We start from the raw sequence: 15,182 nt of genomic DNA, 5'->3' as shown, positions 1-15,182 counted from the left end.
TGCGCCGGATCAGGCGTGCGGCGGCAGGGGCGCACCAGAGAGCTTCGTTTTGACCCAGTCAGCAACGCGGTAATAGCGCAACGTCATCTGCGGCGCGAAACCCATATAGAAGGGTGCCGCCGACAGCGGCTCGATCTTCAGCGCGAGATCCTTGTCTGGGACACCCTTGGCCCACTCGGAAAGAATGCCGCCCAACATGCTGCCCGTCGGCACGCCGCGGCCGGAAAGACCGGTGAGCGCGACAACGCCCGATGCCAGATCGTAAAGCCGCGGCACGGTCCGGTGCTGCATGTCCAGCTCGCCGTACCAGAGATAGTCCCAGCGGACCTCCCGCTTGATCTGCGGATGCAGCCATCGCAACCGGTCCGACATCACCTGATGGGTATAGGCGAGATCGCGCCCGCGCCGACCCATGGGGAACATCGAGGCGACGATCCGGCCTTCGGCATTGTACTTGTAGACGTAGATATCGCCGCGTCCGTCATGGATCGTGGTGTTCCTTGGTAGGACGCTCAGCCGCTCGTCATCGGAAAGCGGCTGGGTCGCCGCGACGAAAACCCTCTGGATCTTGAAGGTGCGGTCAAGTTTTGGCCAGCCGCCGACGGTGTAGGCGCCGGTGGCGAAGATGACCTTGTCCGCAAGCACCGAGCCTTTTTCGGTTTTCACCGCCCAGCCGGTGCCTTCACGTTCGCAACCGGTGACCGGCGATTGCGTGTAGACGTGGCCGCCTTCCTGAATGACGGCGCGCGCCAGGCCGCGTGCGTAGCCGAGCGGATTGAGGTGGCCGCCCTCTTCGTGCAGCCAACCGCCGTAGAAACGAGGGCTACCGGTGATCGCCTCCACCTCTGTCTTGTCGATAACCCGGGTGCGGGCGCCGACGGCATTGTAGTCACGGGCTTTCGCTTCGAGCGTTTTGATAGCCTTGGGCGTGTGGGCGCCCATGACATAGCCGTTCTGCTGCCACTCGCATTCGATCTGGTAGTGCCGGATCATGTCGGAGACCTGATCGTTGGCCCTCGTCTGGCGGGCAATCAGCCGCTCGGCCCAGGGCTCGCCCAGCATGCGGCGAAGTTCCGGCAGGCTGTAATGCGTGAAGGTCGGCGTGCAGTGGCCGGCATTGCGGCCCGACCCGCCGAAACCGATCTCCTGCGCCTCCAGCAGCACGACACGCACGCCATCCTTGGCGAGGGCGAGCGCGGTGGTGAGGCCAGTATAGCCGCCGCCCACCACGCAGACATCCGCCTCCACGGGGCCTTCGAGTGGTGTCGTTGCCGGAGCTGCGGTCGCAGTCGCGTACCAAAGCGACGTTGCGAAGGGAGAGAAGACCGTCACCGCTGTCGCCTTTCTCAGTTGAGGTCGCTGCGCGCGTCCAGCGCGTCGCGCAGGCCGTCGCCGATGAAGTTGAAGCTGGTGACGGCAAGCGTGATAGCAACGCCAGGGACGATGGCAAGCCATGGCGCGCTTGCGAGATATTGCTGGGCGCCGTTCAGCATGTTGCCCCAGCTCGGCAGCGGCGGCTGGATGCCGTAGCCGAGGAAGCTGACATAGGCCTCGAGCAGGATAGCGCGCGCAACCGTCAGCGTGGCGGCGACGATGATCGGGCCAATGGCGTTGGGCAGCAGCTCGCGGAACATGATCCATCTGTTGGTGAGCCCGAGCATGCGCGCGGCCAGCACGAAGTCGCGTTCCCGCAGTGAGCGCACCTCCGCCTCGACGATGCGCGCGGTTTCCATCCAGCTCGTTACCGCGATGATGACGGTGATCATGAAGGGGCTTGGCTTGATGAAGGCGGCGAGCGCCAGCAGCAGGAAGATGCCGGGAAATGAGAGGAAGGCATCGACGAAGCGCATCAGAAGCATGCCGACGCGCCCGCCGTAATAGCCGGCGACGACACCAATCGTGGTGCCGATCAGCGTGCTGAGCACCATGGCGAAGAAGCCGACCAGCAGTGAGATGCGGCCCGCCATGAACAGGCGCACGGCAACATCGCGCCCGAGCGGATCTGTCCCGAAGATATGGTAGCCGGCCGTAAAGGGCGGCGCGAAACGGGCGCGCAGGTCGATGAAGAGCTCGTCATAGGGAAGCAGCGACGGCCCGATCAGGCAGGCAAGGATGATGGTCGTGATCATGGCGACGCCGAGGAGGGCGAGCTTATGGCGGGCAAAGCGGCGCAGCGTGCGGTTCTGCCACCAGCGGCTATGCGCGAAGACGGGCGGGGTGAGAGTTGCTGGGGACGAGGAAGACATCGTGTTTCTCCTAACCGAGCCGGACGCGCGGATCGACGAAGGCGACCAGCAGATCCGCGAGCAGATTGCCGATCAGCACGAAGATCGCCGAGAACATCAAGAGGCCCATGACAACGGGATAGTCGCTGTAGCCGAGGCTATCGAGAAACAGCCGTCCCATTCCCGGCCAGGTGAAGACGGTTTCAGCGACGAGCGCGCCGCCGAGGATCGTCGGCAATTGTACGCCGGCAAGCGTAATCATCGGCAGCAGTGCGTTTCCGACGACATGTCGCATCAGGACGCGCCGGGGCGACAGACCCTTGGCCTTGGCGGTGCGGACGAAATCCTGATTGATGACATCGAGCGTGGCGGTTCGCATATAGCGGCTCCACACGGCGATGTTGACGAGAGCGAGCACCAGGCTCGGCATGATCAGATGGATCGCATAGTCGCTGAACGAGCCGTTGCCGACCGTGTACATGTTGCCGGCTGGTAGCCACTTCAGTTTCAGTGAGAAAATATAGATGGCGATAAGGCCGAACCAGAAGGTCGGGATCGACAGCGCCACCATGGCGCCGATGGTGGCGCTGTAGTCGAAGATCGAATAGCGCTTGGTCGCGCCCCTGATGCCGATCCAGGTGCCGGCCGCGATCGCGATCACCATCGAGGTGCCCATCAGCAGCAGCGTCGCGAAGAGGTGGCCGAGAATGATCGACAGCACCGGCTGGTTGTCGCGATAGGAGTGACCCCAATCGCCCATCAGCATGTGCCGCAGCCAGTCGAGATACTGGATAGGCAGCGGCCGGTCGAGGCCCATCTGCGCTGCGATCCGGTCGAGCGCCTCCTTGGTCATGCCCGGCGTCAGCGTGAATTGCGACAGCGGACCGCCGGGTGCGAGGGTGAGAACGGCAAAGCCGATCATCGATACCAGCAGCAGCAGTATCAGGCTCTGCCACAGGCGACTGAGGAGATAACGAAGCATGGCATTCGTCTCCGATGGTTGCGAGATAGGAAGCGGCCAGCCCTTCGACCCCTCATGGATCGAAGGGCTGGAACGGGACGATCAGGCCTTGGCCCAATACCAGGTGCCAACATTCCATGTGTCGATGCGCACGTTGATGTTGGGGGTGACGTTTTCGACGCCTACCTTGTGGCCGCGCACGGTCGCATACTGGAACAGCGGCAGGAAAGGCAGGTCGTGGCGCATGACCTCCTGGATCTTCTGGTAGACCTTCTTGCGTTCCTCCGGCACGAAGATCTGGCCACCTTCCGCCAAGAGCTTATCGACCTCGGGATTGGCATATTGCCAGCTGTTCTGACCGGCTCCGCCCTTGGCGGTGATCGCCGTGGAGCGGAAATAGTCCGATGTGTCGGGATCGGAACCGGTCTGGAAGTTGATGCCGACGACGACGGAATCGAACTTCGACATTGTCCAATAGTCGCCCCACATGACTGCTGGCGGCAGGTTGGAGATGGTGAGCTCTACGCCGATATCCTTGAAGGTCTGCTGCATGAACTGCTGCACCTGCTCGCGGATATGGTTGCCGGCGGTGGTGGAGTTGGTGAAGGCAAGCCTGACGCCGTCCTTCGCGCGAATGCCGTCGGCACCGGGCTTCCAGCCGGCGTCGTCGAGGATCTTCTTGGCCTTGTCGGTGCTGAACTCCTGCTTCGGCAGGTCCGGATTGTAATAGTAGGACTGCTGCGGAATGTAGCTCTCGGTCGGTGTCGGCAGGCCGTAATAGAGCGCGTCGATGATCGTTTGCTTGTCGATCGCGTGGTAGAGCGCCTCGCGCACCGCCGGATCCTTGAATTGCGGTCGCTCCATGTTGAAGCCTATGGATTCGACGGTAGCGGCGGGAACGACGGCAACGGCCTTGCCATCCAGCGCCTTGGCTTCGTCATAGTGATCCGGCGTAATCCATTGCAGGCCGACGACGTCAATATCACCGGTCTTGAACTGGGTGTAGAGCACCGTCAGGTCGGGAACATATTTGTAGACCAGGGTTTCGAGATAGGGGCCATCGCCGAAATAGTCGGTGTTAGCGGCAAGAGTGATGTGATCGCCGGGGATACGCTCGACCCATTTGAACGGGCCGGTGCCGACCGGCGCATTGTTGAACGGGGCGGTGTTCTTGTCCTTCTCCGCGCCGAGGATATGCTTTGGCACGATGAAGGTCATGGCGAGGATCGACGGGTAGGGCGCAAACGGCTTTTCCATCCGCCAGGTGATTTCCGTCGGTGAGACCACGGTGAGGTCACGCACCAGTTCGTGGCCTGTCTTGCGCCAGCTGCGGAAATCCGGATCGACCATGAGTTCGAGGGTGAACTTGACGTCTTCGGCGGTAAACGGCGTGCCGTCATGCCACTTCACGCCATCGCGCAGTTTGACCTTCCAGTTAAGGCCGTCAGCGGAGATGCCGCCGTTTTCGACGGTCGGGACTTCGGTTGCAAGCGAAGGCGAGAACTTGCCCTCCGGGGTGACGACGAAGAGCGGATCGAAGACGCTGAAATGGATGCCCTCATCGACTTCGATGTGGATCAGGTGCGGATTGAAGACGGTCGGCTCCTGCGAAAAGCCGATGACGAGCTGGCCGGTCGGCTTGGCGGGCGGTGCGGCGAAAGCCTCGCTGCGACCGAGAATATTGGGCATGATCAGCCCGGAAGCGCCGAGCGCCATCATGGTCAGTGCCTGGCGGCGGGTGGGTTTCAGGAGCATAGTGTCGTTTGCATCGGACATGTTGGTTCCCCTTTTTGTTCGTAGGATGTTGGCTGTTCTTCTCTCTTGTTGTTTTTACTGCCTTCTTTTGGCGGGCAGGTCAGAAACCGCTGATCAGTTCGATCTTCGAACCGTCGTGGAAGCGGGAGAAACGGAAATTCTTGCGGTCGACGATCGGTGGCTTGCCGGTGACGATGTCTGCCATCAATCGTCCGGCGGCCGGGCCGATGCCGAAGCCATGGCCGGAAAAACCGGTGGCGATGTGGAAGCCCGGAATATTATCGATCGCGTCGATCACCGGCACGGCATCCGGCGTGACGTCGATATAGCCAGCCCAGCGCTGGGCGATCTCGGCCTTTTCAAACACCGGAAAGGCTTTCTTGAGATTGGCAAGCGCCGTATCGGAAAGCTTGGTCGACGGCTTCGGATCGAGAACGCGGCAATATTCGAAGGGGCTGGCCTCATCCATCGCCCAGCGGTCGGGAATGCGGACCTCATCGAAGAAGCGGCCCGAGAGGCGGAAGTTCAGCGAGCGCCATTCCTTTCGCAGCGCGGGAAAGAACTTGCCGGCATAGCGAAAGGACTTCGGCACGATATCGACGATGTTTTCGTGGCCGGAGGCGATGGTATAGCCGCCATCCTGGCGCTTGCGCAGGGCAAAGCCGTTGGCCCAGATCGCCTGCTCGGGACCACCTTCCAGCGGCTTGGTGCGCAGCACGGAGTTCATCACCTTCAATTGCGGCAGGTCGAGCCCGAACATGCCGGCAAACAGGCTCGACCAGGCGCCGCCCGCAAGCACGACTGCCTTGCAAGCGATCGGGCCGCGCTCGGTGATCACACCGGAAATCCGGCCAGCCGCCGTTTCGATGCCGCGCACGGCGCATTCGGTGAGGATGGAGGCGCCCTTGTCGCGGGCGGCTTCGGCAATCGCCGGTGCTGCCCGCTGCGGCTCGGCGCGGCCATCGGCGGCGGTGTAAAGCGCGCCCTTGATGTCCATTTGCGAACCGGGAACGAGGTTTCTGAATTCGGCACCGCTGACCATGCGGCTTTCGAACTGATAGCCTTCGAGATTGCGGTTCCAGCGCTCGTGGTCGGCATATTCCTTGTCGTTGGCGCAGGTGAAGATGATGCCGGCGCGCTTGTAGCCGGTATCGCGGCCGGTGCGTTTGTCGAGCGTGCTCCAGATGCGCAGGGCTTCCGCCATCAGCGGCACTTCGCGCGGATCGCGCCTGGAGATGCGTACCCAGCCCCAGTTGCGGCTCGATTGCTCCTGGCCGATGCCGCCTTTCTCGCACAATGCGACGCGCAGGCCTTGCTCGGCCAGTTCCAGGGCGGTCGACGTGCCGATGATGCCGCCACCGATGACGACGACATCGACTTCCTTGGGCAGTTCAGCGTCCCCGTGAACGGGGACCACATAGGGGCCGGGCATGGTCAGAAAGACTCCTCTAGCTGGCAGTTGATGGCGAATTCCGCGACGCTTGCCTCGTTCGGCAGCTCGATCAGCATGGCAATGACGCGGGCAAGATCGCGCGGATCAGTCATCTCGCTGTCTGCCTTGCTCGAGAGGCCGCGCGCCATGTCTGTCGCCACGAAACCGGGGCAGATAGCGGTGGCTCGGATGCCGAGATCAAAGCCGGTGTGGCGTATGGCATGGGCAAGCGCGACGGCTGCAAATTTGGAAACGGCATAGAGCCCGGAGTTCGCGGACTTCACTCGCTTTCCCGAGAGCGAAGCGACGATGATGATCCGGCCGCGACCGCTTGAGGCTAGTGCCTCCCAGGCGGACTTTGCTAGCCGTCGCGGCGCCTTCACATTCACTTCGAGCAGATCGTCCAGGTCGGCCTCGTCGGCCTCGATCACGTTTTTCGCGACGATGATGCCGGCATTGGCAACGACGGCATCGATGCGACCGAAGGCGTTGAGCGTCTCTTCGGTCCACAATGACGACGCATCGGGATCGACGGCGTCATAGGCAAAGACGGCGACGCGGGCTGGGTCGGCCCAGGCGGGCATGACCGGTTTGCGCATGCCAAGGGACAGCCGCCAGCCTTTGGCGGCAAGCTCCTCGGCAAGTGCCGCGCCAATCCCCCGGCTGGCTCCGGATATCATTGCAACTCGTTCTTCATTCATGCGTTGCTCTCCATGGCCGGCCCGTTCACGATTGCGCGGCGACACGCCTGTAGGTGCGGCGCAGGATGTCGATGAGGAGCTTGTGTTCCTCGTCGCTGATGTCGGAAAAAAACTCGCGCGATTGTCTGGTGACGATGCCGCGCACGCGCTCGGCCAGTTCGTGCCCTTTTTCGGTGATGTAGAGTTCCTGCGCGCGGCTGTCGTCCGCCGATGTCTCGCGGAAAAGAAGTCCGTGCTCCTCCATCTGGTCGATTAGCCGGCCCGTTGCCGAGCGGTCCTTCAGGATCAGCTTGGCGATGGTGGAGGGCCGGATGCCGGGATTGCCGTCGACGAGAAAAAGGGTGGTGATCTTCCCGGTTCCGCGCGCAACATCCAGCCCTTCGAGCTTCTCATCCAGATCGCGCGAAACGGCCAGGTTGATGCTGCGGATGTAGAAGCTCAGCGTATCCTCGAGGACATCGATATCGATGTCCTTTACGGAAGTCGGCGGACCTTTGGGCGGCGGCAGCATGGCTCGGAACCTTCGAAAGGCAACAAAATAGCGTTCCCGCAGGCCCGGTAGGGCAGCGGGTTCATTATTGTCGGCGGCGGATCGTCGCGGAACTTATGATCGTATGAAAGGACGGATAGTGGACAAATGCAACTATTTTCTTTCGTGGTGCGATAAGTTTTTGAGCAGAAAGAAAAGATGCCTATTTCTGAGACAGGCAGACCTCTCGACGCAGGCATTCACGACAGTAAATGTGCATCATCCGCATGGCTGGTGGTGGAGTTGACGGGTCAGCCCGTCGCCTCCCAGTCGCTGCCGGGAATGGCGGCGAGCAGGCGTTGCGTATAGGCATGCTCCGGTGCCCGGAAGATTTGCGAGGGCGGCCCGCATTCGACGATCTCGCCCTTGTACATGACCGCGACCTCATCGCAGATCTGGCTTGCGACGCGCAGGTCGTGGGTGATGAAGATCATCGCCACTTTCGTATCCTGCTGGATTTCCGCGAGAAGCTTGAGGATCTGCGCCTGGATGGAAACGTCGAGAGCCGAAACCGCCTCGTCCGCCACCAGCAGCACGGGATCGAACATCAAGGCCCGGGCAATGCCGACACGCTGGCGCTGGCCTCCGGAGAATTCATGCGGGAAACGGTCGAAGGCGCCTTCATCAAGGCCGACGCGTTTGAGAAGCCGCAGCGCCTTGGCCTTTGCCTCATGCATCGGCAGGCCATGCGCGATCGGCCCGACGGTCAGGATCCGGCCGATCGTGTGGCGCGGATTGAGCGAGGCGAACGGGTCCTGGAAGATCATCTGGATATAGGGACGCAGCGGGCGAAACTGCTCGTCCGTCAATGCCGCGATGTCGCGGCCATCGAACAGGATCCTGCCGCTGTCCGATTTCAGAAGCTTCAACAGCACCCGGCCAAGGGACGATTTGCCGGAACCGGATTCGCCGACGACGCCGAGCGTGCGTCCCTTGCGGATCGAGAAGCTGACATCGCTCACCGCCTGAACCGTCCGCGCCTTGGACAGAAAGCCACCGCCGGAGCGATAGGTCTTGTTGAGCTTGTCTACTTCCAGCACGACGGGCGTATCGGCGATAGCATCGCGATCCCTTGTCGTCATCCGAGGCACCGCGGCGATCAGGCGTTGCGTATAGGGATGGGTGGGCGCATTCAGCACCTGGGTGGCCGTTCCCTGCTCGACGAGATGGCCCTTCTCCATGACGATCACCCGATCGGCGATCTCCGCCACCACCCCGAAATCATGGGTGATGAACATGACGCTCATTTTTTTGCGTCGCTGGATCTTGCGGATCAGTTCCAGGATCTGGGCCTGTGTGGTGACGTCGAGGGCGGTGGTCGGCTCGTCGGCGATCAGTACGTCCGGATCGAGCGCTAGGGCCATGGCGATCATCACGCGCTGGCGCTGCCCGCCGGACAGACGGAAGGGATATTGGTGCTGCAGGAGATCGGGATCGGGCAGGCCGACTTCGGTAAGCAGCTCCTTCACCTTCTGCCGGCGGCTTTCCGGTGTGCCGACTTTATGGGCATCCAGCACCTCGATGATCTGCTCACCGATCGTCATCAGCGGGTTGAGCGCCGATAGCGGGTCCTGAAAGATGATCGAGACGGCTCGCCCCCTCAAACCTTGGAGCGTTACGTCGTCCGCGCTCAACAGGTCCATGCCCCTGAACCAGATCGAGCCGGCCGTCACCTGGATAATCGACGGCAGCAGCCCCATGACCGCGCTGGCGGTCACCGATTTGCCCGAACCGGATTCCCCGATGATACAAAGGATTTCGCCATCCATCAGATCGAAGGAGACATCAGTCACCGCATGCGGGCGCTCCATGGCCTTCGGCAGGCTGATCGTCAGGTTCTTGACCGAGAGAACGGCTTCCCGGGTTGGCGAGGACTGAGCGGCATCGATCTGCGTCATGGGGAGCCTTCCTTTGCATGGAATGTCTGCCTGTGCGCCCGACCGAGCCGGACGACCGATCGCGGGCGGGAACTAAAACGCAAGAAGCATGCCGGTCCGCGCCCGCGTACAATTCACCGATCAGTTCAACCTGGCAAGCGTTCTTCCCTCTTGGTCGAAGAGATGGCAGGCGGCCGGGTCGATCTGGAGCGAGATCGGTGTGTGTAGCGGGGTGGTGTCGGTGCCTTCCGTCTGCACGACGAGGGACTGGTCGGACGCGATATCGACGTGAAGAACCGTTAGGCCGCCGAGCCGTTCGGCAAGGATCGCCTCCCCGGTGAACTGGCCACCTTGGCCGATGCGGATATGTTCCGGCCGAATGCCCAGTGTCAGCGTCGAGCCCGTCTTCAATGCTCCGGCGGTGACCGGAACGGTGATGATGCTTCCACCCGGCAGCGCGACGGAGATACCGCTCGGGCCGGTCTTCTCGACGGTTGCCGTCAGAAGGTTCATCTTCGGCGAACCGATGAAGCCGGCGACGAAGATGTTTGCGGGGCGATTGTAAAGATCGAGCGGAGAGCCGACCTGCTCGATGCGGCCGCTGTTGAGAACCACGATCTTGTCGGCCATGGTCATGGCTTCGATCTGGTCATGGGTAACGTAAATCATCGTCGCAGCCAGTCTTTCGTGCAGGCGCATGAGTTCCAGACGCATGTTGACCCGTAACGCCGCATCGAGATTGGAAAGCGGCTCGTCGAACAGGAAGATCTTCGGATTGCGCACGATGGCCCGGCCGATGGCGACACGCTGGCGCTGGCCACCCGACAGATCCTTCGGCCGGCGGTCAAGTAGATGCGATAGCTCCAGAATCTGGGCCGCGTCCTTGACCTTCCGCTCGCGCTCGGCCAATGGAATGCCGGCAATTCTGAGCGCGAAGCCCATGTTCTCGGCGACCGTCATATGCGGATAGAGCGCATAGGATTGAAACACCATCGCCAGGCCACGCTGCGATGGATCAATGTCGTTGGAGCGCGTGCCGTCGATCACCAGATCGCCGCTGTTGATTTTCTCCAGACCGGCGATCATACGCAGAAGCGTGGACTTGCCGCAGCCGGAAGGGCCGACGAAGACGACGAATTCGCGGTCGTCCACATCCAGATCGATGCCCTTGATGACTTCGAGGGCGCCGTAGGTCTTACGGGCGTCACGGAGCTTGAGATTAGCCATTGCTGGCCTCCTTTGTGCCGGCGGACGTATCCGCACCAATATTGTTCGAGCCCGGAAGGTTCGATGGTTCGGGGCTGGATGTTGCCTCGCTTCCGAGGATGAGGCTGGCTGCACCGATCAGGCCCGCATGTCGCCCAAGCTGCGCGGCAACGATCGGCACATCGCGATAGGCCGGCATGGCCCGGTCGTGAATTGTCGCCATGATGGTGTCGTGGAGAAGGTCGAACCCATGGGATATGCCGCCGCCCATCACCAGAACGTCCGGGGAGTAGAGGTGAAGCAGGTTGGTGAAGCCGATCCCCAGCCATCGTGCCTCGGCATGCAAAAGTTCCAGTGCCAGCGCATCGCCGTTTCGCGCTGCGTCGACCACATGCCGACCTGTCACATCTGTATCGGCCGACAGCGCGCGCAGCATCGAGCCATCGGATCGCCGGGTGCGCGCCGTTGCTCGCCTGCCGAGGGCCGTGCCGGAGGCCACGGCTTCAAAGCAGCCGACTGCGCCGCAAAAACATTGCTCCCCGTCGCTCGTGATCGTCATGTGGCCGATTTCCGCTGCCAAGCCACGCCTGCCATGCAAGATCCGCCCGTCGGCAATCACGCCGCCGCCGATGCCGGTCGAGACGGTGACGAACACGATTGATCTTGCGCCGCGGCCGGCGCCATATCGCCATTCGCCAACTGCTGCCGCATTCGCATCGTTTTCCAGCCGCACCGGCAATTGGAAACGGCTGGAGAGAATATCTGCGAGGGGAACCTCGTTCCATCCGGTCAGGGTCGGCGCCGCAATGACGACACCGGCTTCCGGATCGAGCGGGCCAGGCGCGCCGATCCCGATGCCGACGGGCAGAAGATCAGGCGTTTCCGCCAGCACGGCTGCTGCCAGCAACTCGATCTGCCGGATGACCGCATCGGGGCCTCCGGCTGCTTGCGTCGGCACGGCGGAAAACGACAGAAGGTTTCCCTCCTCGTCCACCAGTGCGGCACGAAGCTCGGTTCCGCCGAGATCGAAGGCAAGAGCGACCTTTTTCACGAAATCCGGCTCTCCAGTCCATGCAGCCATTCTATCCGCTTGCCCAGGTCCTTATCGCCGAAGGCGAGCGACCCAAGAACGACCGTCTGCGCCCCGGCCGCACGCAGCTCCGGCACCGTCTGCTCACGAATGCCGCCATCGGCCGCCAGGATCACCTGATCCTCCCTGCCCGCCTGCTTCAGCAATGCCCGCGCCTCGATCAGCCGGCCGCATGCCTTTTCGGAAAGACTTTGTCCTTTGACGCCGATCGAGGTACCGAGCAGGGTCACGAAGGCGACATGGTCGATGAACGGCTTGATCGCCGAGACGGGCGTTTCCAGCCGCAGCACGACGCCGGCTTCGGCGCCGAGCTCCTTTGCAAGCGTGACCGCACGCAAACCGGCTTCGCCGTTTTCGGCATGAACGCTGATGAGATCGGCGCCGGCTTCGATGAACTGGCGCGTTTGCTCTTCGACGATTTCGGCCTCGACCATCAGATGAACATGGATCGGCTTGGCGGTCGATTTGGCGATGCGCGCGACGAAATCCGGAAAGAACAGGAAGCCTGGCGTAAAGCGCGCATCGGCAACGTCGATGTGATGCAGGTCGACATAGGGCTCGATGCGTTTGAGATCGGTTTCCATATTGGCGAGATCAGCCGACCAGAGCGAGAATTCGCCCAGCAGCCGGTTGCGGGGCAGGGCGGCGATGGCCGCCGGGCCTGAAAGGGTTTTGGACGTCATGATGGCGCGAGGCTCCGGATTGTCTTGGATGCGAGGAAACGGGTGATGGCGTCTTGGACTTCGGCAAAATGGCGCAGCTTGTCGGCGGCCTTGGGGGTGACTTCGACAAAGCTTGCGCCCGGAATGGTGTCGGTGAGAGTTTGTGCATGGGAGAGTGGATGGATCGCGTCTTGCTGGTTGCCAATGATCAGGGTCGGGATGGCAAGGGCGGCTGCAGCTGCTTGCGATACATCAGGTCCATCAGCGGCGATGTCGGCCAGCACGTCCGCGAAAGCGACAGCATCTGGCCGGTCGAAATAGCCGAGCAGGGACGCGAAATTGTCCGGCGCGTCGGTCTTTATCCGCATGCCGATTTCGGAGTCTGCAAACAGCGCCTGCGCCTTGTCGATCGGATGCGAGCGGAGCAGGGCAGCAACGGCGCGGATCGGCTCGAGATTGTCGGGCGCTGCGGCAAAGATCCAGGCGGGGCGGACAAGAATGAGTGCGGCTATGCGCTCCGGGTGATGATGGGCGAGATGCAGGGCAAGTGCTGCGCCCATGGAAATGCCGCCGACGACAAAGCGATCAAATCCGCGCTCGCTCGCCGCAGCCAGCACATCCTCGGCAAACATCTGGAGTGAGAAGGGCCGCACACTGCCGAGCGACGACGCGCGATGTCCGCGGCAATCCACCGTGATCCGCCGGAAGTCTCCACCTGGCGGAAAGGTTTGCGCAACCTGCGCCTCGTCTCCGCCTAAGCCATGCTGAAAGACGACAGGCAGCCCTTGCCCGCCATCGAAGACGGACAGGCTGGCATCGCCACGCATGAGAGTTGTCGTTCCGCCCATCAGACCAAGTCCTTGAGAAAGGCGGCGACCTGAGGTGCTTCGGCTGCGGACAGTCCGTGAGTGACGAGGGGACCATCGAAGCCGGTAGATTTTAGCCGTGCGATGAAATTGGGAAAATCCACGACGCCCTGGCCGGCAGTTGCGAAACGTCCATCGGCATAGCGATCCTTGGCATGCGCCATGGCGATATGCCCGGCCGCCGTTTCAACCGCGCGCTCGACGATATCTCGGGATTCCGCTGGCGTAGCGCTTTCGAAGAGATTGGCCGGGTCGAGGACGATCCGCAGTCTTTTCGATCCCATCTCAGCGATCAGCCGCTTGGCGTCCTCGGCCGACGTCACGATATTGGCCTGTTCCGGTTCGATGCCGAGATCGACACCACGCTTTTCGGCCAGCGCCAAGGCTTTCGACATCTCCGTCACCATGTCCGCCCAGGCCGAGGGGTCGGTATTCTCAGGATGATGCGCCCACTGATCGGCCGCATTGCGGGTGCCGGTGCAGAGCGTGACGAGCGGAATGGAGAGGGCGGCGGCCGTCTCGACTACCACGGCAAGCTGGCGCAGACCCGTTTGCCGCACCGAGATATCCGGGTGGGCCATATTGTAGGTTCCGGACAGGGCGACCAGTGAAACACCCGTCGCTTCCGTCGCTGCCTGGATTGCTGTTATGACGGAGTCCGGCACTGCGTCGGGCATGGACGGCAGCCCGCAGCAGGCGAGGTTGAACTGGGTGGCCGCATAGCCGCTGTCGCGCACCGCCGTCAGCACGCTCAGGGGATCGGTCCCCGGAAAGGTCTTGGCGAAGATCCCGAGCTGCATCAGACGGCTCCCGTCACGGACGCAAGCTCGACCCGTTCGCCGGTTTCCACCGACCGGGCGATCGCCACCATCGCGCGGATCGAAGCGATGCCGTCCTCGACATTGGCGCCGCGCATCGGTGCGCCGTTCAGCGCTGTGTCGGCGAGACCCTCGAGCTGGCGGCGGAAGAAATGTCCGTCCGCGCCAAGCGGCTTCCGGCTCGTCGCATCCTTCTCGTGGAAGATCTCGACCTCGCTGGAGCGGAAGTACCATGGGTTGAAGGTCTTCGCGAGTACGGAGCCGTTCTCGCCGTAGAGCTGGAAGCCCTCGTGCCAATCCATACGGACGGCGACCGTGAGATCGAGATGGCCGAGGGCACCATTGGCGAACTCGGTTTCCACGAACCAGCAGTAGGCCCCGGCACGTTCCAGCAGGCGCGCGCGCACGGCAACGATATCACCGCAGAAGAAGCGGGCGGTATCGACCAGATGCGAGCCATGCGCCAGCATGAAATATTGCCTGAGATCGGCCTTCGGATTGCCGCCCGGCTTGCGCGCAAGCTTGCTGGTAACCGGAAGCGGCTGCACCGCATCGGTGTTGGTATAGCGGTGGGTGGAGTCGCAATACCAGGCTTTCAGCGCGAAAATCTCACCGATATCGTCGCGCACGAAATCGCGCGCAGCTTCCAGCGCCGGGTCGAAGCGCTTCATATGCCCGACCTGCAGGATCTTGCCGGAGCGCTTGACGGCATCGGCCAGCTGCTGCCCTTCCTCGACGGACACGCCGATCGGCTTTTCGCAGAGCACATGCTTGCCAGCCTCAAGCGCCTTGATGGACATCGGCACATGATATGCATCCGAAGTGGCGACGATCACCGTCTCCAGTTCGGGGTCGGCCAGCATGGCGTCATAGTCGCTGAACATCTTCTGCGGCTCATAGGTCGCACCCATGCGTGCCAGCAGATCCGGTGCTGCGTCGCAGATTGCGTAGAGATCGGCATTCCTTGCCTTCACGCAGGATTCCAGATGCGCGAACTGGGCAATTGGCCCGCAGCCGAGCACACCAACACGAAGACGGCGATTTTCCTTCTGGATCATGG

Annotated in this window: 14 protein-coding genes; all 14 read right to left on the bottom strand. The window is 62.2% G+C overall.

Annotated features, from left to right (window positions below; translation table 11 throughout):
• Nucleotides 1-9: 9 nt before the first annotated feature.
• Nucleotides 10-1,332, bottom strand: coding sequence for an NAD(P)/FAD-dependent oxidoreductase (locus AC1RO0_RS12810; RefSeq protein WP_498593246.1), 1,323 nt, complete (start codon nt 1,330-1,332; stop codon nt 10-12).
• Nucleotides 1,333-1,346: 14 nt separating this feature from the next.
• Nucleotides 1,347-2,246, bottom strand: coding sequence for an ABC transporter permease (locus tag AC1RO0_RS12805; protein ID WP_498593245.1), 900 nt, complete (start codon nt 2,244-2,246; stop codon nt 1,347-1,349).
• 10 nt (nt 2,247-2,256) lie between these two features.
• Nucleotides 2,257-3,207, bottom strand: a complete 951-nt coding sequence (locus AC1RO0_RS12800; RefSeq protein ID WP_498593244.1) for an ABC transporter permease — start codon at nt 3,205-3,207, stop codon at nt 2,257-2,259.
• An 81-nt stretch (nt 3,208-3,288) separates the two neighbouring features.
• Complete coding sequence (locus AC1RO0_RS12795) at nt 3,289-4,962, bottom strand: peptide ABC transporter substrate-binding protein (RefSeq protein ID WP_498593243.1); 1,674 nt, start codon at nt 4,960-4,962, stop codon at nt 3,289-3,291.
• 79 nt (nt 4,963-5,041) lie between these two features.
• Nucleotides 5,042-6,373 (bottom strand): NAD(P)/FAD-dependent oxidoreductase, encoded by a 1,332-nt coding sequence (locus AC1RO0_RS12790; RefSeq protein WP_498593242.1) that lies wholly within the window; start codon nt 6,371-6,373, stop codon nt 5,042-5,044.
• Between the two features lie 2 nt (nt 6,374-6,375).
• On the bottom strand, nt 6,376-7,074 hold the full coding sequence (locus AC1RO0_RS12785; protein WP_498593241.1) for an SDR family NAD(P)-dependent oxidoreductase: 699 nt from the start codon (nt 7,072-7,074) through the stop codon (nt 6,376-6,378).
• Nucleotides 7,075-7,099: 25 nt separating this feature from the next.
• Nucleotides 7,100-7,585 (bottom strand): MarR family winged helix-turn-helix transcriptional regulator, encoded by a 486-nt coding sequence (locus AC1RO0_RS12780; protein ID WP_498593240.1) that lies wholly within the window; start codon nt 7,583-7,585, stop codon nt 7,100-7,102.
• Between the two features lie 269 nt (nt 7,586-7,854).
• Nucleotides 7,855-9,501, bottom strand: a complete 1,647-nt coding sequence (locus AC1RO0_RS12775; RefSeq protein ID WP_498593239.1) for an ABC transporter ATP-binding protein — start codon at nt 9,499-9,501, stop codon at nt 7,855-7,857.
• Nucleotides 9,502-9,621: 120 nt separating this feature from the next.
• On the bottom strand, nt 9,622-10,707 hold the full coding sequence (locus AC1RO0_RS12770; protein ID WP_498593238.1) for an ABC transporter ATP-binding protein: 1,086 nt from the start codon (nt 10,705-10,707) through the stop codon (nt 9,622-9,624).
• Entirely contained in the window at nt 10,700-11,737 is a 1,038-nt protein-coding gene (locus AC1RO0_RS12765; protein ID WP_498593237.1) for an ROK family protein, read from the bottom strand. Before AC1RO0_RS12765 ends, AC1RO0_RS12770 begins: the two co-directional genes overlap by 8 nt.
• Nucleotides 11,734-12,459 (bottom strand): ribulose-phosphate 3-epimerase, encoded by a 726-nt coding sequence (locus AC1RO0_RS12760; protein ID WP_498593236.1) that lies wholly within the window; start codon nt 12,457-12,459, stop codon nt 11,734-11,736. The genes AC1RO0_RS12765 and AC1RO0_RS12760 overlap by 4 nt, the downstream gene beginning before the upstream one ends.
• Nucleotides 12,456-13,286: an alpha/beta fold hydrolase gene (locus AC1RO0_RS12755; RefSeq protein WP_498593235.1), complete on the bottom strand. Its 831-nt coding sequence runs from the start codon at nt 13,284-13,286 to the stop codon at nt 12,456-12,458. The genes AC1RO0_RS12760 and AC1RO0_RS12755 overlap by 4 nt, the downstream gene beginning before the upstream one ends.
• A complete protein-coding gene (locus AC1RO0_RS12750; RefSeq protein ID WP_498593234.1) occupies nt 13,286-14,104 on the bottom strand; it encodes a sugar phosphate isomerase/epimerase family protein in 819 nt (272 codons plus the stop codon). The genes AC1RO0_RS12755 and AC1RO0_RS12750 overlap by 1 nt, the downstream gene beginning before the upstream one ends.
• Complete coding sequence (locus tag AC1RO0_RS12745; protein WP_498593233.1) at nt 14,104-15,180, bottom strand: Gfo/Idh/MocA family protein; 1,077 nt, start codon at nt 15,178-15,180, stop codon at nt 14,104-14,106. The genes AC1RO0_RS12750 and AC1RO0_RS12745 overlap by 1 nt, the downstream gene beginning before the upstream one ends.
• Nucleotides 15,181-15,182: the final 2 nt, after the last annotated feature.

This window comes from Rhizobium sp. GW821-FHT14E12, from assembly GCF_058803745.1.
The sequence above is the reverse complement of the archived record's forward strand: the minus strand, read 5'-3'. Positions and strand labels throughout refer to the sequence as shown.